Annotated in this window: 23 protein-coding genes; 14 read left to right on the top strand and 9 right to left on the bottom strand. The window is 56.7% G+C overall.

Going from position 1 to position 22,468, the window contains the following annotated elements:
- Complete coding sequence (locus tag INT20_RS04820; protein ID WP_193055397.1) at window positions 1–1,023, bottom strand: SO_0444 family Cu/Zn efflux transporter; 1,023 nt, start codon at window positions 1,021–1,023, stop codon at window positions 1–3.
- A gap of 71 nt (window positions 1,024–1,094) precedes the next feature.
- On the opposite strand from INT20_RS04820, the gene INT20_RS04815 reads away from it, so the two are divergent.
- From INT20_RS04815 to INT20_RS04785, 7 genes are all read left to right on the top strand, one after another.
- Complete coding sequence (locus INT20_RS04815; protein ID WP_193055396.1) at window positions 1,095–1,526, top strand: MerR family transcriptional regulator; 432 nt, start codon at window positions 1,095–1,097, stop codon at window positions 1,524–1,526.
- Between the two features lie 98 nt (window positions 1,527–1,624).
- Window positions 1,625–2,131: a hypothetical protein gene (locus INT20_RS04810; RefSeq protein WP_193055395.1), complete on the top strand. Its 507-nt coding sequence runs from the start codon at window positions 1,625–1,627 to the stop codon at window positions 2,129–2,131.
- 192 nt (window positions 2,132–2,323) lie between these two features.
- Window positions 2,324–4,552 (top strand): ferric-rhodotorulic acid/ferric-coprogen receptor FhuE, encoded by a 2,229-nt coding sequence (fhuE, locus tag INT20_RS04805; RefSeq protein ID WP_193056514.1) that lies wholly within the window; start codon window positions 2,324–2,326, stop codon window positions 4,550–4,552.
- 97 nt (window positions 4,553–4,649) lie between these two features.
- The gene (locus tag INT20_RS04800) at window positions 4,650–5,642 is read left to right on the top strand and encodes an iron-siderophore ABC transporter substrate-binding protein (protein WP_193055393.1); all 993 of its coding nucleotides are present in this window, start codon (window positions 4,650–4,652) and stop codon (window positions 5,640–5,642) included.
- Window positions 5,602–6,678, top strand: a complete 1,077-nt coding sequence (locus INT20_RS04795; RefSeq protein ID WP_193055392.1) for a FecCD family ABC transporter permease — start codon at window positions 5,602–5,604, stop codon at window positions 6,676–6,678. The genes INT20_RS04800 and INT20_RS04795 overlap by 41 nt, the downstream gene beginning before the upstream one ends.
- Entirely contained in the window at window positions 6,675–7,748 is a 1,074-nt protein-coding gene (locus INT20_RS04790) for a FecCD family ABC transporter permease (RefSeq protein WP_193055391.1), read from the top strand. Before INT20_RS04795 ends, INT20_RS04790 begins: the two co-directional genes overlap by 4 nt.
- On the top strand, window positions 7,745–8,587 hold the full coding sequence (locus INT20_RS04785; protein ID WP_193055390.1) for an ABC transporter ATP-binding protein: 843 nt from the start codon (window positions 7,745–7,747) through the stop codon (window positions 8,585–8,587). Before INT20_RS04790 ends, INT20_RS04785 begins: the two co-directional genes overlap by 4 nt.
- Here the strand turns inward: INT20_RS04785 and INT20_RS04780 are convergent.
- The 3 genes from INT20_RS04780 to INT20_RS04770 are packed head-to-tail and all read right to left on the bottom strand — an operon-like array spanning window position 8,584 to window position 11,392.
- Window positions 8,584–9,957, bottom strand: coding sequence for an amidase (locus INT20_RS04780; protein ID WP_193055389.1), 1,374 nt, complete (start codon window positions 9,955–9,957; stop codon window positions 8,584–8,586). The two genes, INT20_RS04785 and INT20_RS04780, sit on opposite strands and share 4 nt — an antisense overlap.
- A complete protein-coding gene (locus INT20_RS04775) occupies window positions 9,951–10,166 on the bottom strand; it encodes a hypothetical protein (protein ID WP_193055388.1) in 216 nt (71 codons plus the stop codon). Before INT20_RS04775 ends, INT20_RS04780 begins: the two co-directional genes overlap by 7 nt.
- On the bottom strand, window positions 10,163–11,392 hold the full coding sequence (locus tag INT20_RS04770) for an MFS transporter (RefSeq protein WP_226912039.1): 1,230 nt from the start codon (window positions 11,390–11,392) through the stop codon (window positions 10,163–10,165). Before INT20_RS04770 ends, INT20_RS04775 begins: the two co-directional genes overlap by 4 nt.
- Before the next feature lie 135 nt (window positions 11,393–11,527).
- Here INT20_RS04770 and INT20_RS04765 point away from each other — a divergent pair, with 135 nt between their 5' ends.
- On the top strand, window positions 11,528–12,091 hold the full coding sequence (locus INT20_RS04765) for a TetR/AcrR family transcriptional regulator (RefSeq protein ID WP_193055387.1): 564 nt from the start codon (window positions 11,528–11,530) through the stop codon (window positions 12,089–12,091).
- A 60-nt stretch (window positions 12,092–12,151) separates the two neighbouring features.
- Here INT20_RS04765 and INT20_RS04760 read toward each other — a convergent pair whose 3' ends face one another.
- Window positions 12,152–13,348 carry a Bcr/CflA family efflux MFS transporter gene (locus tag INT20_RS04760; protein ID WP_193055386.1) on the bottom strand — a complete coding sequence of 399 codons (1,197 nt, stop codon included), beginning with the start codon at window positions 13,346–13,348 and terminating at the stop codon, window positions 12,152–12,154.
- Window positions 13,349–13,481: 133 nt separating this feature from the next.
- Window positions 13,482–14,642: an FMN-dependent L-lactate dehydrogenase LldD gene (lldD, locus tag INT20_RS04755; protein WP_193055385.1), complete on the bottom strand. Its 1,161-nt coding sequence runs from the start codon at window positions 14,640–14,642 to the stop codon at window positions 13,482–13,484.
- Window positions 14,643–15,128: 486 nt separating this feature from the next.
- Here lldD and INT20_RS04750 point away from each other — a divergent pair, with 486 nt between their 5' ends.
- Genes INT20_RS04750 through INT20_RS04735 form a run of 4 tightly spaced genes read left to right on the top strand, consistent with a single transcriptional unit; the run spans window position 15,129 to window position 17,337 of the window.
- The gene (locus INT20_RS04750) at window positions 15,129–15,647 is read left to right on the top strand and encodes a cupin domain-containing protein (protein WP_193055384.1); all 519 of its coding nucleotides are present in this window, start codon (window positions 15,129–15,131) and stop codon (window positions 15,645–15,647) included.
- A gap of 53 nt (window positions 15,648–15,700) precedes the next feature.
- The gene (locus tag INT20_RS04745) at window positions 15,701–16,345 is read left to right on the top strand and encodes a TetR/AcrR family transcriptional regulator (RefSeq protein WP_226912038.1); all 645 of its coding nucleotides are present in this window, start codon (window positions 15,701–15,703) and stop codon (window positions 16,343–16,345) included.
- Window positions 16,342–17,019, top strand: coding sequence for a type 1 glutamine amidotransferase domain-containing protein (locus INT20_RS04740; RefSeq protein WP_193055383.1), 678 nt, complete (start codon window positions 16,342–16,344; stop codon window positions 17,017–17,019). Before INT20_RS04745 ends, INT20_RS04740 begins: the two co-directional genes overlap by 4 nt.
- A 21-nt stretch (window positions 17,020–17,040) precedes the next feature.
- Window positions 17,041–17,337 (top strand): DUF1330 domain-containing protein, encoded by a 297-nt coding sequence (locus tag INT20_RS04735; RefSeq protein WP_172118158.1) that lies wholly within the window; start codon window positions 17,041–17,043, stop codon window positions 17,335–17,337.
- 295 nt (window positions 17,338–17,632) lie between these two features.
- On the opposite strand, the gene INT20_RS04730 is transcribed toward INT20_RS04735, so the two are convergent.
- Window positions 17,633–18,442: a sulfite exporter TauE/SafE family protein gene (locus INT20_RS04730; RefSeq protein WP_193055382.1), complete on the bottom strand. Its 810-nt coding sequence runs from the start codon at window positions 18,440–18,442 to the stop codon at window positions 17,633–17,635.
- A 107-nt stretch (window positions 18,443–18,549) separates the two neighbouring features.
- Here INT20_RS04730 and INT20_RS04725 point away from each other — a divergent pair, with 107 nt between their 5' ends.
- Together INT20_RS04725 and INT20_RS04720 are read left to right on the top strand one after the other, a co-directional pair.
- On the top strand, window positions 18,550–19,335 hold the full coding sequence (locus tag INT20_RS04725) for an AraC family transcriptional regulator (RefSeq protein WP_087108063.1): 786 nt from the start codon (window positions 18,550–18,552) through the stop codon (window positions 19,333–19,335).
- A gap of 208 nt (window positions 19,336–19,543) precedes the next feature.
- Window positions 19,544–20,314 carry a metallophosphoesterase gene (locus tag INT20_RS04720; protein WP_193055381.1) on the top strand — a complete coding sequence of 257 codons (771 nt, stop codon included), beginning with the start codon at window positions 19,544–19,546 and terminating at the stop codon, window positions 20,312–20,314.
- 47 nt (window positions 20,315–20,361) lie between these two features.
- Here INT20_RS04720 and INT20_RS04715 read toward each other — a convergent pair whose 3' ends face one another.
- Window positions 20,362–21,384 (bottom strand): methionine synthase, encoded by a 1,023-nt coding sequence (locus tag INT20_RS04715; RefSeq protein ID WP_193055380.1) that lies wholly within the window; start codon window positions 21,382–21,384, stop codon window positions 20,362–20,364.
- Between the two features lie 28 nt (window positions 21,385–21,412).
- Window positions 21,413–22,396 (bottom strand): DUF1852 domain-containing protein, encoded by a 984-nt coding sequence (locus INT20_RS04710; protein WP_193055429.1) that lies wholly within the window; start codon window positions 22,394–22,396, stop codon window positions 21,413–21,415.
- Window positions 22,397–22,468 lie beyond the last annotated feature (72 nt).

Below are 22,468 nucleotides of genomic sequence, written 5' to 3'. Positions count from 1 at the left end.
TTAAAACCCCAGCAAGCGCTTACGCACGGGGCGAATAGCCACCAAAGCCAGCACTGCCAGCGCCAACCACTCCAGCCAAACAGGCAGTAGTTCCTGAACCTCGCTTGCCTGATCGACCACGTTCCAGCCCGTCACTCCCAGCACGCTATCTACTGTCCAACCTACGAGCACAGTAACGACAAGCACGCTGGCGAGATAAACCGCCAACGCTGCATTGCCCAGTTCGCGACGCAATATCGCTAACGTCGCCAGACTGGTGATCGGCCCCGCCAGCAGGAAAACCAGCGCCATACCCGGTGAAATCCCCGCTAACAGCAGCCCAGCGGCAACCGGCGTGGCCGCTGCCGCACAAATGTAGAGTGGGATGCCCACCACGGCCATCAGCGCAAGCGCCAGCAGCCCACCTGAGTAATGGGCCAGCGTATCAGGCGGCACCAGCGTTACCAGCACGCCCGCCAGCAACAGTCCGGCAAACACCCATGCGCTGATATCATCCAACAGATCACTAAACGCATAACGCAGCCCGGCCTTCAAACCGCTGGGTTCGTCGGCTTTCGTGGTGGGCGTATGACAGCCGGAGGAAGCGCAGCAGCCGCCAAGCGTGGCAGGGGCGGGAGTTGCAGGTTCACGCGTTAATCCGACTAGCAGCCCGGTGACAATGGCCGTTACCAAGGCACCGATGACGCGCACGACGGCCATCAACGGACCAAGCAGTACGCTGGTCAGTAGAATGGAATCAACGCCCACCCCCGGCGTGCTGATTAAAAAAGACGTCGTGGGCCCACGCCCTGCACCACTCCGATGCAAAGCAATAGCGGTAGGAATCGCGCCACACGAACACAGCGGCAGGGGCATACCAATGACGGCCGCCCGCACAATGCTGCCCAAGCCACGCCCTCCCATCCAGCGCTGCAGCACGTGTTCCGGCAGCCATGCTTTAATTAGCCCAGCAATTACCAACCCCAACAGCAGCCACGGGGCCGCCGTTAACGCAATTTGCAATAGCTCTATAACCAGCGTCATGTCATCACCTGCTTGTCCACAGAGGGAATAGGGGCTAGCCTAAACCCTGTAATCGTTACAGGGTCAAGCCGATGAAAAACACGTATCGCATTGGTGAAGTGGCTACCCGCACAGGCTGCTCACCGGAAAGCATTCGTCATTACGAAAAGCTCGGGTTACTGCCACCCGCCAAACGCAGCGAGCAAGGCTACCGGCATTACGACCAAGCAGCGCTTGCGCGTATCGGTTTTATTCGTCACGGCCGCAGCCTCGGTCTCGACCTACCTAGCATTCAGGAATTACTGGCACTTTCAGACCACCCGGACACCGACTGCGGCGCGGCTGACGACATCGCCACTCGGCACCTTCAGCATCTGGAAGCGCGCATTGCCAAGTTGCAAGCGCTCGCTACTGAGCTACGCCAGGTAGTACAGCAATGCCGGGGTGGCAAAACCGCCGACTGCCAGATCATCCAAACGCTATACGACCACACGCTTGCCTGCAGCGAGCACGGCTGTGGATAAATAGAGGCGACGATGCGTAGAAGCGTGGCGAGGCGCCCCTCTTCCTCAAGTAGCTATCGACTACAATGGTGTTAGCGCATCGTAAAAAGGACTTTTAAATGATCGAATCACGCGAAGAGCTAGAAGCCATCAGAAAAACATGCCATTCAATGGTGACAAGAAGCTCGAGTCTCTCTGCTGGCACAGCGATCATCCCCATTCCCGGCGTGGATATCGGGTCAGACGTTGCCATATTGCTAAGGCTCATTCCTAAAATAAACGATAAATTCGGCTTAACGCCCGAGCAAATCGAAGGTCTGGATACCGAATCAAAAGTGATGGTGATGACCGCTATTTCCAATGTCGGCAGCAAGATGGCCGGGAAGTACATCACCAAAAAACTGGTGGTATCGCTGCTTCAAAAGATGGGCGTCAAAGTAGCCGCCACCGGTGTGGCTAAATATGTACCCTTTGTCGGCAGCGCCGTGGCGGGGGGCATCAGCTTTACGGCGATGAAGTATATGGGCAATAGCCATGTTGAGGATTGCTATAAAATTGCGCTGGCGACACTGGAGAGTAACCGCGCCGACTTACAGCCAGTAACGGGTTCGATAGAACCCAAATAGAGCATACTAGCGAAAGGTGCTGGCTTGCTGCGCTTTGCATTATTGTATCTTCAGTATTGTCTAACAGGTCAGCATCTCAAACAATAAGCGTTCTCATGATCATTTACATATGAGAACTGTTTTTATATGATCCCTCTGTATTACTGATAATACTAACGAGCAAGCGCCCATAGGCGCGATGCAAGGGATTATATGAAAACGCCTTTACTCCATGCCTTAAACACGACACGCTTCGCTGGCTCTATCTCCAGGCCCACCCAACTCTTCACTAAAAGCGCACTATCCTTTCGAGAAGTCACCTTTACCGCCATTTTGTCTACGTCGCTGCTGGCTTCAACAGGTGTTGCGGCGCAAACCACTGACGCCGCTAGCCCAGAAGCGCTGGAAACCGTGACGGTCACGGGCGAAAACCTTTATGACAACGTTGGCTATACGCGCCGCACCACCAGCGCGGGTACCGGTTTAACACTAAGCCAAAAAGAGCTGCCACAAGCCATCAGCATCGTTACTGAACAACGAATGCAGGACCAAAACCTGGATACCGTCGAGGCGGTATTAAGTAACGTCACGGGTATTTCAACGCGTAATGTCGATAGTGATCGTGTCGGCTTTTCCTCCCGTGGTTTTCGTATTAACAGCTTTCAGTACGACGGCATCCCTACGCTAAACACGGATAACCGTTGGTATTTTGGTGAAGGTCGGCTCAATACGGCTATTTATGACCGCGTTGAAGTAATACGTGGCGCCAACGGGCTGGTTAGTGGATCGGGCAACCCAGGCGCTTCGGTTAATTTTGTGCGCAAGCATGCTGAGAGCCGGGAATTTACTGGCTCCGTTTCTGGCACGCTGGGCAGTTGGGATAAACGCGGTAGCACTGTTGACATAACCACACCGCTAACCGCCTCGGGCAATGTGCGGGCGCGCTTTATCGGCGGTTATGAAGAAGGGGGTGCCCACCTTGACCGTCAGGATAAGCGAAGCATGTTCGGCTACGGCGTTATTGATGCAGACGTAACCGACGCCACCACGCTTTCGTTGGGCTTTGATTACCAGGACAGCCACACCTCTTCACCCACATGGGGCGGTCTACCGCTGTGGTTCAGCGACGGCACGCCAACCAATTACTCACGCTCGTTCAGCGTGGCGCCGGATTGGTCCTACTACGACTTCAAATCTGAAAAAGTCTTCGCGGAAATCAACCATCGGTTTGCTAATGACTGGCAGGCTCGTGTAGTGGGCACCCACGAAAAAACCGATATGGATGGCAAGCTGGCGTATCCCTACGTGGAAGGAATGCTGCCAGACCAAATGGATGGCAGTGGCGTCGGCTTCTATACCGGATGGAACAAGGGGCATCGGAAAGTTAACTCTGTAGATGCCCAGGTCAGCGGGCCATTCGAGCTATTGGGACGCGAACACGAACTGGTCGTAGGCGGTAGCTACAGCGACCAGAAGAACAACTACGAAAACAGCTTCATTGATGGTCTCTTCACGGTTGATGACTTCAACAACTGGGGTGGCTCGGCACCTAACGAGGGCTGGTCCGAATTTACCCCTTCTGAAGCATCAAGCACTCGTCAGAAAGCCGTCTATACCGCTTCACGATTCTCACTTGCTGATCCGTTAACGCTGATTCTCGGCGCACGCTATACCGAATGGGATGGAATGACGCTATTCCGTAGCCTGGATAGCCAGAGCAAGCACGAAGTAACACCTTACGGTGGAATCGTATACGACCTCAACGATACCTATTCAGCCTTTGCCAGCTACACCGAGATTTTCGAGCCGCAAAACTACCGCGATGCGAGTGGCGCCTACCTGGACCCGGTGGTAGGCAAAAACTATGAGACCGGCCTCAAGGCGGCCTGGCTTAATGGCCTGGTTAACGGCTCTTTCTCAGTCTTCCAAATAGAGCAAGACAACGTTGCCACGGCAGACCCGGGGCTTCCTGGGCAAACCGAGACGTACTACTCCGCCGCTAGCGGCGTAGTGAGTGAGGGCTTTGAAGTGGAACTAAGTGGTGCGGTCACTGATGATCTTGATATGACGATCGGCTACTCCCACTTCACCGCGAAAGCCAAAGAAGGCACGTTCAATACCAATCAGCCACGCTCGCTGTTCAATCTTTTTGCCAGCTATAACGTGCCACAAAAGCGTGAGCTAACGATTGGCGGCGGCGTTAACTGGCAGAGCAGCCTGTTGGCTAGCGACCTCACCACCCCCGCCGGTATACCTACCGAGTATGAGCAAGGCAGCTATACGCTTGCCAATCTTTTTGGCCGCTACCAGTTCAATCAAGACCTATCACTTCAGGTCAACATCAAGAACCTGTTCGACGAAAAGTACTACAGCAATGTCGGTGGCTACGGCGTCTATGGCGAACCAGCCAGCATCTCCTCGACGCTGCGCTATTCGTTCTAATGCACAGGCGTTAGCAATGATGGCGTCGCCTTGATACCACCGCCTCCATTCGCCCTGCCCGAATGGAGGCGATTGCATAATTGAACCGGAGAGCATAATGACCTGGCTACGTAGCAGTAAAGCACTAGGCCTTGCGGCCGTTGCAACGCTTACTTTAGGGTCAACCCTCGCGGGTGCCCAAGAGTACCCGCTAGAAATCGAACACGCCCTTGGCACCACCATCCTTCAGGAAAAACCGGAACGAATCGCGACCGTGGCGTGGGCGAACCATGAGGTGCCGCTGGCGTTAGGCGTTGTACCGGTCGGCTTTGCTGCCGCCAACTTTGGCGATACCAACGGCAACGGTTTGCTGCCTTGGGTGGAAGCCCGGCTTGAAGAACTTGAAGTAACGCCCCCCGCCCTGTTCGATGAAGGTGACGGCATTGATTTTGAAGCCGTTGCGGCCAGCCAGCCTGATGTAATCCTTGCGGCCTATTCAGGGCTTAGCCAAGCGGACTACACCACCTTGAGCCAAATTGCCCCCGTCATCGGTTACTCCGAAGGCCCGTGGGCGACAGACTGGCGCGATATGATTCTTCTCAATAGCGCTGGCATGGGCATGGCCGACGAAGGCCAGGCACTGATTGAACGCCTTGAACGCCAAATTGCTGAAACTGCCCAGGCGCATGCCGAACTAGAAGGCAAAACAGCCATGTTCGTGACGCACCTCGACCCCACCAACCTGGGGCGCATCTCTTTCTACACCGATAACGATGCGCGAGTGCGATTCTTCCATGACTTGGGGCTGGTCTCGCCAGCGATCGTTCAAGCCAACTCGGCACCGGGCACGTTTTCAGGCGAAATCAGCGCTGAGCTAATCGACCAACTGGCAGACGTGGATATTCTGGTCACCTACGGCGGACAAGCGCTGATTGAACAGCTCGAAGCCCATCCGTTGACCTCTCGGCTGCCCGTCGTTGAAAACGGCGCCATTGTGCTGCTCGACAATAGTCCGCTGGGTACTGCGGCCAATCCGACACCCATGTCGATTTCATGGTTATTAGACGATTATGCTGACCTGCTCTCAGAAGCCGCACGCCACGCAGAGTAACGTTGTTGCTGCGCCAGCCGCTAGCGTTACCCGGCAACGTAATAAGCGAGGCACGCGCCTTGCTGGAGGCCTACTGCTGCTGGCGCTGCTTGCGTTGGCGCTAACGCTTTCTGTGGCGTTTGGCGCTCGCACGGTGGGTTGGCCAGAGGTAATGGCGGCGCTAAGCGGGCAGGTAGAAAACATTGGTGATGCCGCCGTGGCGAGCCGCTTGCCGCGTACTCTACTGGCAGTGCTGGCAGGCGCCGCGCTCGCCGTATCAGGAGGCGTTATGCAAGGGCTTACCCGTAATCCGCTTGCCGACCCCGGCCTGTTAGGCGTTAACGCCGGGGCGGCGCTGGCCATTGTCATAGGAATCGCGTGGTTTGGGATGGATGAAACCACGACCTACATCTGGACAGCTATTCTGGGTGCCGGGCTTGCCGCTGTGGCGGTTTACGCTATTGCCAGCCTGACCCGCGGGGGCGCTACACCGCTCAGGTTGGCGTTGGCCGGGGCCGCTACGACGGCGGCGCTAAGCTCGTTGGCGACGGCCGTTATACTGCCACGCGGCGATATTGCGGGGCTGGCGCAGTCGTGGCTGGTGGGCGGTATTGGCGGCGCGACGTACGACCAGATCATGCCCGTGCTGCCTTTTCTGCTCGCAGGTTTTGTGATCACGTTACTCGCCGCACGCAAGCTCAACCTGCTGGCACTGGGCGACGATGCCGCTGCGGGCCTGGGCGAAAAAGTCGCCATCGCCAGAGCCATGTCGGCGTTGGGCGCAGTACTGCTATGCGGCCCGGTTACGGCTATCTGTGGCCCCATCGGCTTTGTCGGGCTGGTGGTGCCGCATGCCTGCCGCCTATTAGTCGGTGGTGACTACCGCTGGCTATTGCCGTTTTCCGCCTTGGGTGGCGCCGTGCTGTTAACGTTTTCAGATGTGGTGGGCCGGCTGGTAGCGCATCCTGCAGAGCTTGATGCGAGCATCGTTACCGCCTTTATCGGTGCTCCCGTGTTTATCTGGATTGTACGCAACCGCAAAGTAGGCGCGCTATGAACCCGCCCTCTTATAACGCCACGCCTTCATCCCCCTCTCAACGCCATGGGCACCGTTCTTACGGGCAGATGCGGCGGGCACACGCCAAGCGCCGGGGGCGGATACTTGCGGTATTGGCCGCCTGTTTACTGGCAGGCGTAGTGTTGACCTTGATGCTGGGACAATCCTTTACGCCACTCACCACGGTGCTGCGCATTCTGGGTGGCGCTGAGGTACCCGGGGCCAGTTTTACCGTGCGAGAATTACGCTTACCAAGGGCCGTGGTTGCGGTGCTGGCAGGCGCCTGTTTTGGACTGGGCGGTGTCGCTTTTCAAACCCTATTGCGTAACCCGCTGGCAAGCCCCGACATTATCGGTATTAGTACCGGCGCGAGCACCGGCGCGGTGTTTGCCATTGTAGTGCTATCACTCAGCGGCACGGCGGTTTCAATCATTGCGATTGCGGCTGGGCTAGGCGTGGCGCTGTTAATCTACGGGCTCTCCTGGCAGCAAGGCGTAACTGGCACTCGATTAATTCTCATCGGCATTGGCCTGGCCGCGATGCTACAAAGCGTCACGGCGTATCTTCTAATGCGTGCGCCCAGTTGGTCACTGCAGGAAGCACTGCGCTGGATGGCGGGTAGCCTTAACGGTATGCAGCTTGACCAAGCACTGCCGCTGTTTATCGCCCTGCTACTGTTTGGCGGGCTGTTGTTAAGCCGCCACCGTGACCTGGAAACCCTGCGCATGGGTGACGATATCGCGGTGGGGCTGGGTGTTCGTTTAGCCCTCACGCGAATTACTGTGGTAGTTACCGCCGTGGCACTTGTCGCCTTTGCCACTGCGGTGACCGGCCCGATTGCGTTTGTGGCGTTTCTTTCCGGCCCCATTGCGGCACGTTTGGTGGGGCGCAACGGCTCGCTGCTGATTCCTTCTGCACTGGTAGGCGCGCTGCTGGTGCTTCTGGCAGACTACGCGGGCCAGTTTTTACTACCTGCCCGCTATCCGGTCGGCATTGTGACCGGCGTATTAGGCGCCCCCTATCTCGTTTACCTGATTACTCGCGACAATAAAAGCAGAGGCACCCTATGAGCGCTTCGTCGCTTCTCGCCCAACACCTGACCGCAGGTTACGGCGAACGGACCATTCTTAATGACGTGAGCCTAACCGTTCAAGCGGGGCAAACAACCGCTATTGTGGGCGCTAACGCCTGTGGAAAATCGACGCTGTTGCGCGTGCTTTCGCGTCTCATGACACCGGAGCAAGGCAACGTGTTGCTGGATGGTAACGCCATTCATAAGCTCCCCGCCCGCCGCCTGGCGCAACAGCTGGGGTTTCTGCCTCAGTCGCCTATCGCGCCGGAAGGCATCACTGTGCTGGAGCTGGTGAGCCGCGGCCGCCACCCGCATCAAGGGCTTTTCCAACGCTGGAGCGCTACCGATGAAGCCGCCGTGGCCGATGCTTTAAGCGCGACTCACATGGCTAACCTGGCCGACAGCGCCGTAGAAGAACTCTCCGGCGGGCAGCGCCAGCGGGCGTGGATCGCCATGGCCCTTGCTCAGCAAACTGATGTGTTACTGCTGGATGAGCCCACGACCTTTCTGGATATCAACCACCAGATCGAAGTGCTCGACCTGCTCACCGACTTAAACCAAACGCGCGGCACCACCATTGTGATGGTGCTTCACGAGCTGAACCTGGCCGCCCGTTACGCCGACAAGCTAGTCGCCATGGCGAACGGCAACATCTACGCCGTTGGCCCATCGGAAGACGTATTTACCGAACAGATGGTACGCGACGTATTTGGCCTGGAAAGCCGCGTTATCGACGACCCGGTCACGGGAAAACCCATGATGATACCGCTGGGGCGGCATGGGGCATGCAAGCGTAAGCACGCACCCACTGCCGAGGGAGAGACACAGGCCGGTTAAATGGGGGAAAGAGGCTGCTCAATGGCACGCCCAACCTGTAGCACTTTGGCGTCATCAAATGCCTTGCCCATAATCTGGACGCCTACGGGCAGCCCTTGATGATCTTTACCAAATGGCACCGTCAGCGCAGGTAGTCCGGTCACATTGGCGGGTGCGCATAAGCGCACATACGCTTCGGAGACACTCTCTTGGCTGCCGTCTTCCCAATCAAACGTCTCCTGCTCCAAGCGTGCTGCTGTCTGGGGCACGGTGGGTGTCAGTAGAACGTCGATGTCTGAAAACAGGGAACCCCAGCGCTTAGCGATGAGGCCTCGGGCACGCTGCGCCTTCAGGTAATCGCCTGCTGGCAGCAGTTGTCCGGCTTCGAGCAAGGTGCGTACATCATCACCGTATAGCGATGCTGATTGGCGTATGTCCTTGGCGTGTACGGTTGCTGCCTCGGCCACCATCAAGCCCCACTGAGTCGGAATAAGGTAGTCAGCCAGCGGAATATCCACCTCCACCAGCACGGCGCCCTGTTGTTCCAGATGCGCTGCCGCACGCCTAACAGCCGCGGCGACTGGCTCCGCAACGTGGTCAAAATAGTAGTTGCGTGGGATACCAACACGCAGCCCATGCACACTCGACTGTGCGTTGGTATCAAAAGCGGCAGGAGGAGTACGGCTAGCGGGGTCGCGCGCATCAAAGCCCATCACTGCCTGCAATAACAGGCCAACATCCTCTACCGTGCGTGCCATAGGGCCCGCATGATCGAGCGACCAGGCCAGGGGCATAGTGCCGTGGCGAGAGACCAAGCCATACGTAGGCTTGAACCCGACCAGCCCGCAAAGTGCTGCGGGCACCCGAATCGAGCCACCGGTATCGGTCCCCATGGCTGCCCAGGCGCCGCCGTAAGCAACCGCTGCGGCAGAGCCCCCACTGGAGCCCCCCGACGTGCGCTGTGGATCAAGCGGATTGCGCGTTTGAGGTGTGGTCAGGCCGAAAGCGAACTCATGCAAATGGGTCTTGCCCAAGAGTATGGCGCCGCCACGCAGCAAGGCATCCGTTACCGCGCTGTTGGCCTCGGCCAGGTGTCCGTCCCGAATACGGGAGCTGGCAGTGGTGGGTTGGCCAGCAACATCGAACAGGTCTTTCAGCGCGATAGGAATGCCATGCAGCGGCCCACGGTAACGGCCATGTTGAATGTCTCGCTCGGCCTCAAGTGCCTGCTGACGGGCGGCTTCTTCCCATACAGATACAAAAGCGTTGATCTCTGGCTCTCGCGCACCAATACGCGCCAAGGCCGCATCCAACAATTCTACTGGCGACAGTTCGCGTGCCGCGATGGCGGCACTGGCTTGGGCCAGTGTCAGGTTCAATGGATTTAGCATGGTTGGTTCCCCTGGCTAGCATCAAAGGCAAATGAAGGAGTGCATGATTCATCGATAGGTAATTCGTCAAGCCGGGCAATGACCGTGTGTATGTGATGCAGTACACCCGCAATCAGTGGCGCACGTTCAGAGTTCAGGGGCAGCCCCAGGCTGGTAGCCAGAGCCTGGATTTCCTCGGCAGACATAGGAGAGACATTTTGAGCAGTCATGCTTGATTTCCTTTCTTCATTGAAGTGCGCGCTTGCATAAGCAGCAGGATAATGGCGAGCAAGGCCAGTGCTGTGATCACCGCACCATAGATATTGACTGCGGCCAGCAAACCGGCCTTCTGCGCCAGGAAGCCGACAGCCATCGTGGGCACGCTATGGGCCAGATAACTTTCGATATAGAACACGCCCATCAGCGCGGCACGTTCATGGGGCTCAGCCAACGGCAGGACACTGCGTACAGCCCCGAGGAAGCTCGCGCCAAACCCAAACCCCGCAATGACCGACCCGGCCAACAGCAAGACAGCGTTTCCCTGGTTAGCCCCGACCAAAATGACAACCAGCCCTGCGACCAAGGCAAGTTCGCCAGACAAGAGGGTTGTAAAAGAGCTCAGCTTGCGAGCCGCCAGAACCGCTGTGGCGCCGGTGAGCGTTAGCGCTGCGACGACAAGACCACCCAGCCATGGCGTGCTCACATGCGTAACGTCAACGATCAGCGATGGCATAAGCGATAGATAAAAACCACCTAGCATCCACACAGCCACGTTTGCAGGAGTGACAGATAACAGCGTTTTTCGCGCTTGCAGCGGCACGGTAATGCGTGGTTTCAGGCTTGCCCATGCACCCGGGCGATATGTCACCGTCTCTGGTGCCAGCCAAATCAAGCCCAGCATCACCAGAAAAATAGCCAGCAGCAACACGTACACCATGTGCAGCGGATCAGGCGCCAACACGACCAACGAGGTACTGCCTAGCGCGCCAGCTGCCATACCAAGCAGCGGTGAGATGCTGTTAATCACAGCCCCCCTCTCCCGACTAACATCGAGTATCGCCGCGCCAACTGCCGCAGTGGCCATACCCGTGGCAAAGCCTTGCAGAGCGCGCGCACCAACCAGCCAACCCGGCCCGGCCGCACCCAAAAAAACCACCATAGCGATGATCTGTAGCGACAACGCCATGGCAATAACCGGACGTCGACCAATATGATCGGACAGCCTCCCCGTCACCAGCAGTGCCAAAAGCAAAGCCAGCGCGTAAGTGGCAAAAACCACCGTCAGCAGTGTTGCGCTAAAGCTCCACTGCCGCTGATAAAGTTGGTACAGCGGGGTAGGCGCACTCGATGCTGCTAAAAAGGCAATCATTATCGCTGTGTGCAGGAAAACGGTACGGGCGGGAGACAAACTCCAGCTAGAGGAACGGCGGACAGTATCAGAAACGTTGATGGACATGACCTCTCCCAAAAGGCAAAATATTAGCTTTAAAGAGCATAAACTCAATAAATCGCTAACGCAAATATTTTGCTTTAGTGATTTATTGCACCGTACCGACGAAACCGTGCCGACGAATAGGTACTGAAGGGACACATGACCAACAAACCCACTCCTCGTCCAGGGGGCCGCAGCGCTCGTATTCAGGCTGCCGTTCATCAAGCCGTTCGAGATCTGCAACAAGAACAAGGCCGGGCCGGGCTTACGGTACCCGCCATCGCCACACGCGCTGACGTCACCCCCTCGACGATCTACCGTCGCTGGGGTGACCTTACCCAGTTACTGGCCGACGTTGCCGTCGAGCAACTACAGCCAGAGCAGCCGCCAGCCGATACGGGAAGTGTGCGTAGCGACTTGTTAGCCTGGCTTGTTGAGTACTTTGAGGAGATGTCATCAGCCCCAGGGAGGGCGATGCTCCGCGATGTTCTAGGCACAGAAGGCCATACCAGCGCGGGTAAATGTGATGGCTTCTTGCGTCAGCAGATCGAAGTAATCAACGAACGCGGCCTTGCCAGAGGAGAGCAGCCGATGGATATAGGGCGGGTCACTCAAATAGTGGTAGCGCCTCTGATGTACCGCATCCTGTTTGCCAACGAAACACCGACTACGCAGGCCATAGAAGCACTTTTCGAACAATTAGTAAGCTCAGCAGATGCTTAATAAAAAAGCCCCGTGTTCTGGATAACACGGGGCTTTTGGCAAGGGGCGCTGTTGGGCTTATTACGCCTCGACCGCGGCACGCCCTTTGATCATTGAGCGGGCAAGCAGCAGATACGCGACCGAGCCACAGGCGGCCATGGCCAACACCACCGCTTCAAGCGTATGCGGCAGCATGGCAGACAGGGCACTCAAAATCCCGGCGATACCGAACTGGGCGGCGCCCAAAAGCGCGGCGGCGGTACCACTGCTAGTGGGGAAAAACTCCAAAAAGCAGGCCTGTATATTGGGCGAGATCGCCCCTACTGTGCCGATGGTCAGCATCATGGCGAACAGGAAAGCGTACATTGGCCACTCCATAAAGGCAGCCATCACTAACAATACAATGCCGACCGCTTGGCAGCCCGTTGCCAACTGCAGAATACGCAGCGACGATATTCTGGAAAGCAGTACACGGTTGCAAATATTGAAGAAAAGCATCGCGACGATGTTAGCCGCAAACAGCATCGAAAAGCTTGAGGGCGACTGGCCAAAATGCCCCTGATAGATAAAGGAAGCGTAGGTAATGAACATCATCAGGGTGGAGAAGGAGGCGGCCTGCCAAGCGATAAACGGTAAAGCTGGTTTCGTCGACAGCACCAGCTTGTAACGCGCCAGCAGGCTCATTTTGGGGCTTTTCGATCGCGACACTTTACCCTTCCCGGAAAAAAGCACCCGCACCAGTAACGGCACCAGCAGCACCGCGTAAATCGCCAAGGCAAAGAAAATATTGTGCCAGGAACCCACCGCCAAAATCGCACTACCAACGCTCGGGGCGATACCCGGCGCCAGCACCATGATAAAACCCATCATCGAGAACAGCTTCGCGGCATCACGGCCCGCCACCCGGTCGCGCACCAGTGCCGGTACCGACACCAGCGTTAACCCCGCGCCAATGGCTTGAACGGCCCGCCCGCTAAGCAGAGTGTTCAAGGATTCCGCCATGCCGATGACAATGCTTGCGAGCGCAAAAATTGCCAGCCCGCTCATCAATACACGCTGGCGACCGAAGCGGTCCGAAAGCGCCCCGCCAATGAGCTGCCCCACAGCCATCGCGAACACATACACCGAAACGCTTAACGATACGGCCTGCTGAGATATCCCCAGCGACTCGCCAATGACCGGAAAGGCCGGCAAGTACGTATCCATGGAAAACGGACCCAGCATCATGGTCAATGCCAGGCTCAGTACCACAATGAAGGGCGTTTTAGATTGGGTCATAGAAGCTCGCGGTAAGATGGCTTAATGATAGCAGCATTCGTAATATGATACCGATTGACGCCATCATCAGCCAACATTCGCCTGGAAGTGGCTACCAAGCCACCACGTTGGGCCATCCAACAGTCCGCGTGTGCTACTCGCTCCTTTTCATCTCTTTAACCACAGCATCCAAGTGGCTTGAGTTGATCTCGGCGGGCGAGTTGGCGCCGATCAACGTCATGGTGACACGCATATCGGCGGCGATTAGATCCAACAGATGGGAAACGCCCTGCTCGCCCCGTGCGGCCAAGGCGTAAACGTAAGCACGGCCCAGTAGAACGCCCTGGGCGCCTAGCGCCAGCATACGCACCACATCAAGCCCAGAGCGCACGCCGGAATCCGCCAGTACCGTCAGTTCATCGCCCACGGCCTCGGCAATATGCGGTAGCGCTTGGGCGGTAGAAATAGCCCCATCTAATTGGCGCCCACCGTGGTTGGACACCACGATACCGTCGGCCCCCATGCGTACCGCATCTCGCGCATCCTCTTTATCCAACAACCCTTTGATGATCAGCTTGCCCTTCCAGCTCTCACGAATCCACTCAAGCTCGCTCCAGCTAATGGAGGGGTCAAAGTTTTTCGCCAGAAAGCCCATGTAGTCGTCCATGTTCATTTCGCGCCCGGTGTAGGCCTCGATGTTACCGAACGACAGTGGCTTGCCTTTAAGCCCTACATCAAACGCCCACTGCGGGTGGGTGATTGCCTGAGCGTACTGGCGCAGCTTGGCATTGGGGCCTGACATACCCGAGCGACGGTCACGGTAGCGCGACCCCGGCAGCGGCATATCCACGGTAAACACCAGCGTTTTCATGCCTGCTTCCCAGGCGCGCTCCAGGGCGTTTTTCATAAAGCCGCGATCTTTCAGCACGTAAAGCTGCGACCACTGCTCGCCGTAGGCATTTTTCGCCACTTCCTCGATCGAGCAAACCGAAACGGTGGAGAGTGTATAAGGAATCCCCGCCTTTTCTGCCGCGCGCGCAGCCTGCACTTCGCCGCGCCGAGCATACATGCCCGTGGCGCCCACCGGTGCCAGCGCAACCGGCATTTTCCACTGGCTGCCTAAAATTTCAGTTTCAAGCGACGGCGTACCGCCCCCCTGCAGCACGCGCTGACGTAAAGGAATAGCCTGCAACGCCTCCACATTGCTGCGCAGCGTGCTTTCCGTGACCGAGCCGCCATCAAGGTAATCAAACAAAAAACGAGGAACACGCCGCTTGGCGGCTTGCCGGTAATCAGAAGGGCTTGAAATGATCATGAATTCGCCTTAACTCGACACGGGAAACGGAGAAGTGACCGTATGTTAGAAACCTTGGTGCTAACTCCAACTAGCGTAACATGTTACGCCGCCTCTATAGCCATTCGCTGCGCTGAACTTTAGTCTATGAGCGTTTCTCCCACGCGGAATGCCTCCGCCCCCATCGAGCCCGACATTGCAGAAACGCCTAAAACGAACAATGCTTGAACAGTGTGTGTAGCAACGGAGTTTTGCAATGGCGGACTTCAAGCAACGCGGGTGGGTGAAATGAAATGGGCTGATCACTGAGCAAAAGGCTAGGTGGCCCACAAAGATAGCGAGAAGCCCCACCCTGCGTATCTGATCAAACAAGAGAACGGCAGCACAGTCTTGAAAGCACAGCTTTGAAAACAGAGTCTTGGAAGCAGAGTTTTGAAAACAAAGCTTTGAAAACAGAATCTTGAAACTTCATACCGAGCTCAAAAAGGCATAGGCAAGGAGGCCACGGTGAGCATCCCACAGCCCGAAACACTCACTTTTGATAGCGATGAAAAGAGCGGCTATCCCAACTCCCCACTACCCGTACTGATATACCGCAAGGTTCTCGACCTCAGTAGCGCAGAAGCGCGGGCCGATACCTTTGAAAACATGTTCAAACAGCACGGCTGGCCGCCCGCATGGCGTTACTACTTATATGATTTTGACCACTTTCACTCCACCGCCCACGAGGCGCTAGGCATTTTTCAGGGCCAAGCCAGAGCGCGGCTGGGCGGCCCCAATGGCCAAGAAGTGATGCTTTACGCGGGGGATATACTGGTACTGCCCGCCGGAGTGGGTCATGCCTGCGTAGAGGCGGACGACGATTTTTGCATGGTCGGCGCCTACCCGCCGGGGCAAAACCCGGAGAACGAGCGCGGCGACCCGGCCGAGCTTTCGGCAGCACAAGCGCGGGTGGCTTCCGTAACCGTGCCGGAGACTGCCCCGGTGGGCGGGCCACTCCAGCCTCTGTGGAAACCATCGTCGTAGAAACGGCGAGCCCTATCTAGACGACTGGTCTAATCAGGCGTAAGCTAGTCGCTATGAACATGACACCCGTCACCGGCGATGTCCGGCAGCGCATTCTTAACACCGGCCAGGTCATCATCGGTGGTAAGGGGTTCTCGGCGGTAGGTCTTAACGAGATTCTCAAAGCCGCCGAGGTGCCTAAAGGCTCCTTTTATCACTACTTCAGCTCCAAAGAAGCGTTTGGCGAAGCACTGCTGGAAGACTACTTCAGTGGTTATCTCGCGCAAATTGAAGAACGCCTTGCCCAGCCGGGTGCTTCTCACGCTGAGCGTTTTCTCAGCTACTGGGCGCACTGGCGGGATACCCAGCACCATTGCGACCCCAGCGGAAAATGCCTGGCGGTGAAGCTTGCCGCCGAAGTCAGCGATCTTTCCGAGCGCATGCGCCGCGTGCTGCAACACGGTACTGAGCGCATTATTGCCAGGTTAGCCCAGTCAATCGAAGCCGCCGCTGCCGATGGCTCGCTGCCTCAATCCGTTAGCGCTCAAAGCAGTGCCCTGGAACTAGCCACCACCCTTTACCAGCTATGGCTGGGTGCCAGCCTGCGCGCTAAAATTACCCGCGACCGGGTGCCGCTGGATGCCGCCTTTAAAGCCACCTACGCTTTGTTAAACCTCGACCCCAGCCGCCCTCTCAGCCTGCAAAGGACTCAATCATGAAAATTCTCGTAGTGGTTACCTCACACGACAAGCTTGGCGATACCGGCAATAAAACCGGCTTCTGGCTCGAAGAGCTGGCCGCGCCTTACTATGCGTGTAAAGATGCAGGTGCCGAGCTAACCCTGGCCTCGCCCGCTGGTGGCCAGCCGCCGCTCGACCCCAACAGCAACGTACCGGATGCTCAAACTGAGGCTACTAACCGCTTCCAAGTGGACCTCGACGCCCAAGCGGCGCTGGCTAACACCCATCAGCTTGCCGATATCGATATTGCTGAGTTCGACGCCATATTTTACCCCGGCGGCCACGGCCCGCTGTGGGACCTGGCCGAGAGCGCTACATCTGTGCGCCTGATTGAAGACGCCATTGCCGCCAACAAGCCTGTTGCTACGGTATGCCACGCCCCCGGTGTGCTGCGTCATGTGAAAGGCAGCGACGGCAAGCCGCTGGTCGCTGGCCGTAAAGTGACCGGTTTCAGCAACAGCGAAGAAGACGCCGTTGGCCTGACAAACGTGGTACCGTTTTTGGTCGAAGATATGCTCAAAGAGAGCGGCGGTGAGTACAGTAAAGGCGATGACTGGAGTTCTTACGTGCTCGTCGACGGCCTGCTGATTACCGGACAAAACCCCGGCTCATCCGAAGCCACCGCCCAAGCGCTGTTAAAGAAGCTTTCCTGATAATTACCCAAGGAGAATGGAATGCCGGCTTATGTTGTACTGACGCGTGAACGCACCCACGACGCGAAAGAAATGGAGCAATACGCCACCAAGGCCAAAGCCGCCCGCGAAGGCCACGACCCGAAGCCACTCGCCTTCTACGGTGACTTTGAAGTAATGGAAGGCAGCGACATGGAAGGCGCGGTAATTCTGCGCTTCCCCGACATGGCCGCCGCCCGCGCCTGGTACCAAAGCGACGCCTACCAAGAAGCTCGCCAGCATCGTTTCCAGGGTGCCGACTACCGCGTGTTTATTGTGGATGGGGTTGAAGAGACGTAAGCCTTTTTGCAATTACGCATAGACGCACAAAGGGCCGTTCGTGGTTACGAACGGCCCTTTTATCTTTTTAAAGACCAGCATATCTGTGCCTAATGGCTGAATAGCAATATCACTCTTGGCTTATTCACCAATGAACTGCTCTAACGGCCAATAGCGGAGTTTTTCCTTTGAGGTGGTGCGACTAAGAGCGCCAGCGCCACTGTTACCATCGGCCTTTAATCACGAAGTAAAGCAGATGCGCTGTCCGAGTCACCACATTGGGATAAAACAGTTCATCGCCACAGCCTGACTCAATTCAATGCATAAAAACCATCACCACCAGCACCATTGTCAGCAATAACAGGTACACCTTGGCATGAATACGGTCAGGAATGCGCCCGATCCAGACTGACGCCAAGCGGATACCGAGCCATGAGCCTACCGCAAGTACCAGCAAGGCACGCAGATCCACATAACCGGCATACCAGTTTCCTAACGCTGAGTGATTTGCCGACAGCAACACATATGTCGCGGTGCCACTCACTGCCATGGGCAACGACAACGGATTGGCCATGGCGGTGGCCGCCGTCATGCTCGCGCCTCTTCGCCGCATAAGCGGTACGGTCATTACACTGCCACCCACGCCCAGCAAAGCAGCCACCGCACCAATCAGTGTACCCACCATTGCCGTTACCCCACGCCCCATAGGGCGCACATCACTCCCTGACTGACGCAGAAAACCGGGCCGCAGAATAGCATCCGCAATCGTAATACCCAGATAGCCGATAAACGCCCAGCGTACCCACTCCCCGCTCAACGACACGGCAACCGCCGCGCCCAACACAGCGCCCATGGCGATATAACCAACCAGCGGACGCACTAGATGCCACTGCACGGTCTGTCGCCGATGATGACGCCATGTTGCCATTGAAGCCGCGAAGATCATCAGCGCCGTCGAGGTAGCCACCGCGATATGCATGGCTGCCATACCCGCCACGCTATCTGGCCCATGGACGGCAATCAGCAAGGTATACAGCAAGGGAACCACTACAAACCCACCACCGAAACCGAACAACACGGTGGTGACGCCCGCCAAACCGCCACAAAGAAGTAATACGCTATACACCGCCACTCTCCTGATGAAATTCAACAGCAGGGAGAATATGCCGACTAGAACTGGCTGACCTTCGATTTTTGGACAACAATCATCGCATTTCGGCCAGAATAACGATTATGCTCAATACTCTTTTATCCGACGTGGATCACGTGGCACGGCCCATGGTGGCCATCGGCACTGATTACAGCCCCGGTACGCTTCTTGACTTTCATGCCCATCGCCGCGCCCAGTTTCTCTATGGCATGACAGGCGTGATGGAAGTCAATACGGATGACGGCACCTGGATGGTGCCGCCCTATAGCGGAGTCTGGCTGCCTGCGGGCAAGCGCCACCAAGTACGTATGAACGGGGTGAGCACCCGAAGCCTGTATATCGAGCCCCGTGTCTCGCCACGCACGACTTGCAGTTGTGAGGTGCTGGTCGTGACGCCCCTGTTGCATCACCTGCTGCTGGCTTCCGCCCATCTACCCGCGCTCTATGATGAAAATGGCCGCGACGGCGCCCTGGCGCAACTACTCCTATACGAGCTGCAACAGGCTCAGGCCCTGCCGCTGTTTGCGCCCCTGCCCCATGACCCTCAACTAGCCAACCTGTGCCGAGCGTTTCTCGGCCAGCCACATATACACAGCCCTCCCGAGGACTGGGCCCGGCAGATGCATCGCAGCCAGCGCACCTTCAATCGCCTATTCCGTCAGCAGACCGGCATGTCCTTTGCCGTATGGCGTCAACAGGCCTGCCTGATGGCCGCCCTTCCCAGGCTGCTGTCCGGTAGTTCCGTTACTCGCACCGCGCTGGAACTCGGCTACGACAGCCCAGCCGCTTTCTCCAGTATGTTTCGTAAGGTGCTTGGCCAAACTCCCACCGCTTTTGTTAGGGCGGCGAATCGTCAGTTGGAAGAGTAGCTGGCACCGCTTGCTGTTGAACTTTCGCCGACTCAAACGGAGCAATGGTGATGGCTATTAGCCCAGTCCTGGACATTCGCAGCCCAGTCTATTATTACCAGCCCAACCACGCTATCGGCCTATCAGTTGGAAGTGGTTGACGATCTAGTTTTTGTTATCCGTGTGGAGCACACTGGCATGCATGGGGCACTGCAAAGGGGAACTGACGATGCGCTTGAGGATACTATCGGACCTGCATCTGGAAGACTTCGACGAACCGCGCGCGCTGCCGCAGTCCAATGCCGATATTGTCATTCTGGCCGGTGACATTCACGCAGGCGTCCAGGGCCTCAGCTGGGCAGCGGAACATTTTGCCGGTACGCCTATCCTCTACGTCCCCGGCAATCATGAGTTCTACAGCACAGCCATGCCGACTCTGCGGCGGCAACTGGAGGATGAGGCCGCCCGGCTCGGCATCCACCTGCTGGACAATCGCACGCTGACCCTGAACGGTATACGTTTTCATGGCACCACGCTGTGGACTGACTTTGCCCTCTATGCCGGGCAGCCCAACTACGATCCGTCACTCACCGAAGCCAGGGCGCTGGACCTGATGCCCGACTTCCAAATCATCGAGCAGCCGGACGGGGCAGTTTTCACCCCGGCAGAAAGTCGGCGCTTGCATGCCAAGGCGTTGGCCTGGTTGGAAAGGGAGCTATCACGGCCATTCAGTGGTCCAAGAGTAGTGATAAGCCACCATGCGCCCCTGTCCTCCTGTATCCCATCACGCTACCGCGGTGATGTACTCTCCCCGGCTTTTGCTTCCCATCTTCCGCAACTGATGGGCCGCATGGATCTTTGGATTCATGGACATGTGCACGAGCCCGTGGACCTCAATGTGAGCGGAACACGTATCATCGCCAACCCCGCTGGCTATCCCGGCGAGTTCGATCCGCCCTTGTTTTCACCAGACCTGATTGTCGAGGTCAACCACTCTTGATATGAGCTGTATCCGCTGATGAGCTCCCTTAGCGCCAGGCACGGGATTCAAAGCTCTTTTCGGACGATCTCCGCTCCGGCACTCAAGGCACTGAGCTTGCCTCGCGCAACCGAGCGGGAAAGCGGCGCCATGCCACAGTTGGTGCAGGGGTAGAGCTTGTCGGCATCAACGAATTGAAGCGCCTTTCTAAGCGTTGCGGCGACCTCTTCCGGCGTTTCGATGGTGTTGGTGGCGACGTCGATGGCACCCAGCATCACCTTCTTGCCGCGCAGAAGTTCGATCAGCTCGATGGGCACGTGGGAGTTCTGGCACTCTAACGAAACAATATCGATGTTGGATTTTTGCAGCCGGGGGAAGACTTCTTCATATTGCCTCCACTCCGATCCCAGCGTCTTTTTCCAATCCGTATTGGCTTTAATGCCGTAGCCATAACAGATATGGACAGCCGTTTCGCATTTGAGCCCTTCAATGGCTCTTTCCAAGGCGGCGATTCCCCAGTCATTCACCTCATCGAAAAACACGTTGAACGCAGGTTCGTCGAACTGAATAATATCGACGCCTGCTGCCTCCAGTTCCCGGGCTTCCTGATTGAGCGCTTTCGCGAACTCCCACGCCAGCTTCTCACGACTTTTATAATGATCGTCATACAGCGTGTCGATCATGGTCATCGGGCCCGGCAGCGCCCATTTGATGGGCTTGTCGGTCTGGCGGCGCAGGAATTTGGCGTCCTCGACGAAAACTGGCTTATGACGACTGATCTCGCCCACAACCGTCGGCACGCTCGCATCGTAGCGATTGCGAATTCTCACGGTTTTGCGCTTTTCGAAATCGACGCCGCTAAGATGCTCGATAAAGGTCGTCACGAAATGTTGACGCGTTTGCTCGCCGTCGCTGACGATATCGATACCGGCTTGCTGCTGTTCCTGCAGCGACACGCGCAGCGCATCCTGTTTACCTTCAATCAACGCCTCGTCTTGCAGTTTCCAGGGCGACCAAAGGGTTTCGGGCTCGGCAAGCCAAGAGGGTTTGGGCAGGCTGCCCGCCGTCGAGGTGGGTAAGCGTTTACTCATGAGTCATCATCCCGTGCATTTGATTAGGTTAAAGCGAGCCGTTGGAAGACCACTGCTCAAGCATCGCCTGATAGGGTTTGATGAAGTGCTCTTCAGCAAACTTCCCCTGCTCGGCGGCCAATTGGCTACGTTCTTCTCGGTCGTAAACGATTTGCGTGAGCGAATGATCCGGGTTCTTCAAGTTGGGTTGATAGACGTTGCCCGCAACCGCATTGGCGTTATAGATCTCAGGCCGGTAAATCTTCTGAAAAGACTCCATGGTGCTGATGGTGCCGGCAAGCTCAAGATTGGTGTAATCGTTGAGCAGGTCGCCAGAAAAATAAAACGCCAGCGGGGCAGCACTATTAGCAGGCATAAAGTAGCGGACCTGAAGCCCCATCTTCTTGAAGTACTGCTCGGTCAGCGAAGACTCGTTCGGCTGATATTCAACGCCTAATACGGGATGCTGGTTATCGGTTCGGTGATAGACCTTGTTATCCGATACGCTCAAGCAGATGACGGGAGGTTTCCCGAAATGCTCTTTGTAAACGGGTGAGTCCACGAAGCTTTTAAACAAGTTGCCGTGCAGAACACCAAAATCATCCGGAATACTGAAAGTCGACTGGTGCTTGTTATGCTCTAAAAGGCGCACGCTAAAGTCGTAATCTCGAACATAGGATGAAAAGTTGTTCCCTACGATACCGTCGATGCGCTTGCCGGTTTGCTTGTCCAGAAAACTGGTTTTGAGTATCTCGATGATTTGAAAAGGCGCTTCATGGCCTCCTGCGCCAACCTCCATACTCACGGAAATGATGTCGAGTTCGACGCAATAACGATGCCCTTCGGGATTATCCCAATGCACCAAGGCATTGAAACGATTATTGATCATTTCCAGCGTATTGTGCAGGTTCTCGCGCCGCCTTTCGCCCCGGGCCAAATTGGCAAAGTTGGTCGTGATACGCGTATTGTCCGACGGACGATAATTCTCATCGAAGCCGATACGCTTGATAGTAAATGCGACGTCGTTATTCATCATCTCGCCTCCAATAGTAAAAAATCGAACCGGTTCTTCGCTTCTGCGGAACGGCCCAATATTTATAAATCG

The sequence above is a fragment of the Halomonas citrativorans genome, from assembly GCF_014898005.1.
Classification (GTDB): Bacteria; Pseudomonadota; Gammaproteobacteria; order Pseudomonadales; family Halomonadaceae; genus Vreelandella; species Vreelandella citrativorans.
This window is presented reverse-complemented; position numbering and strand designations above follow the sequence as displayed.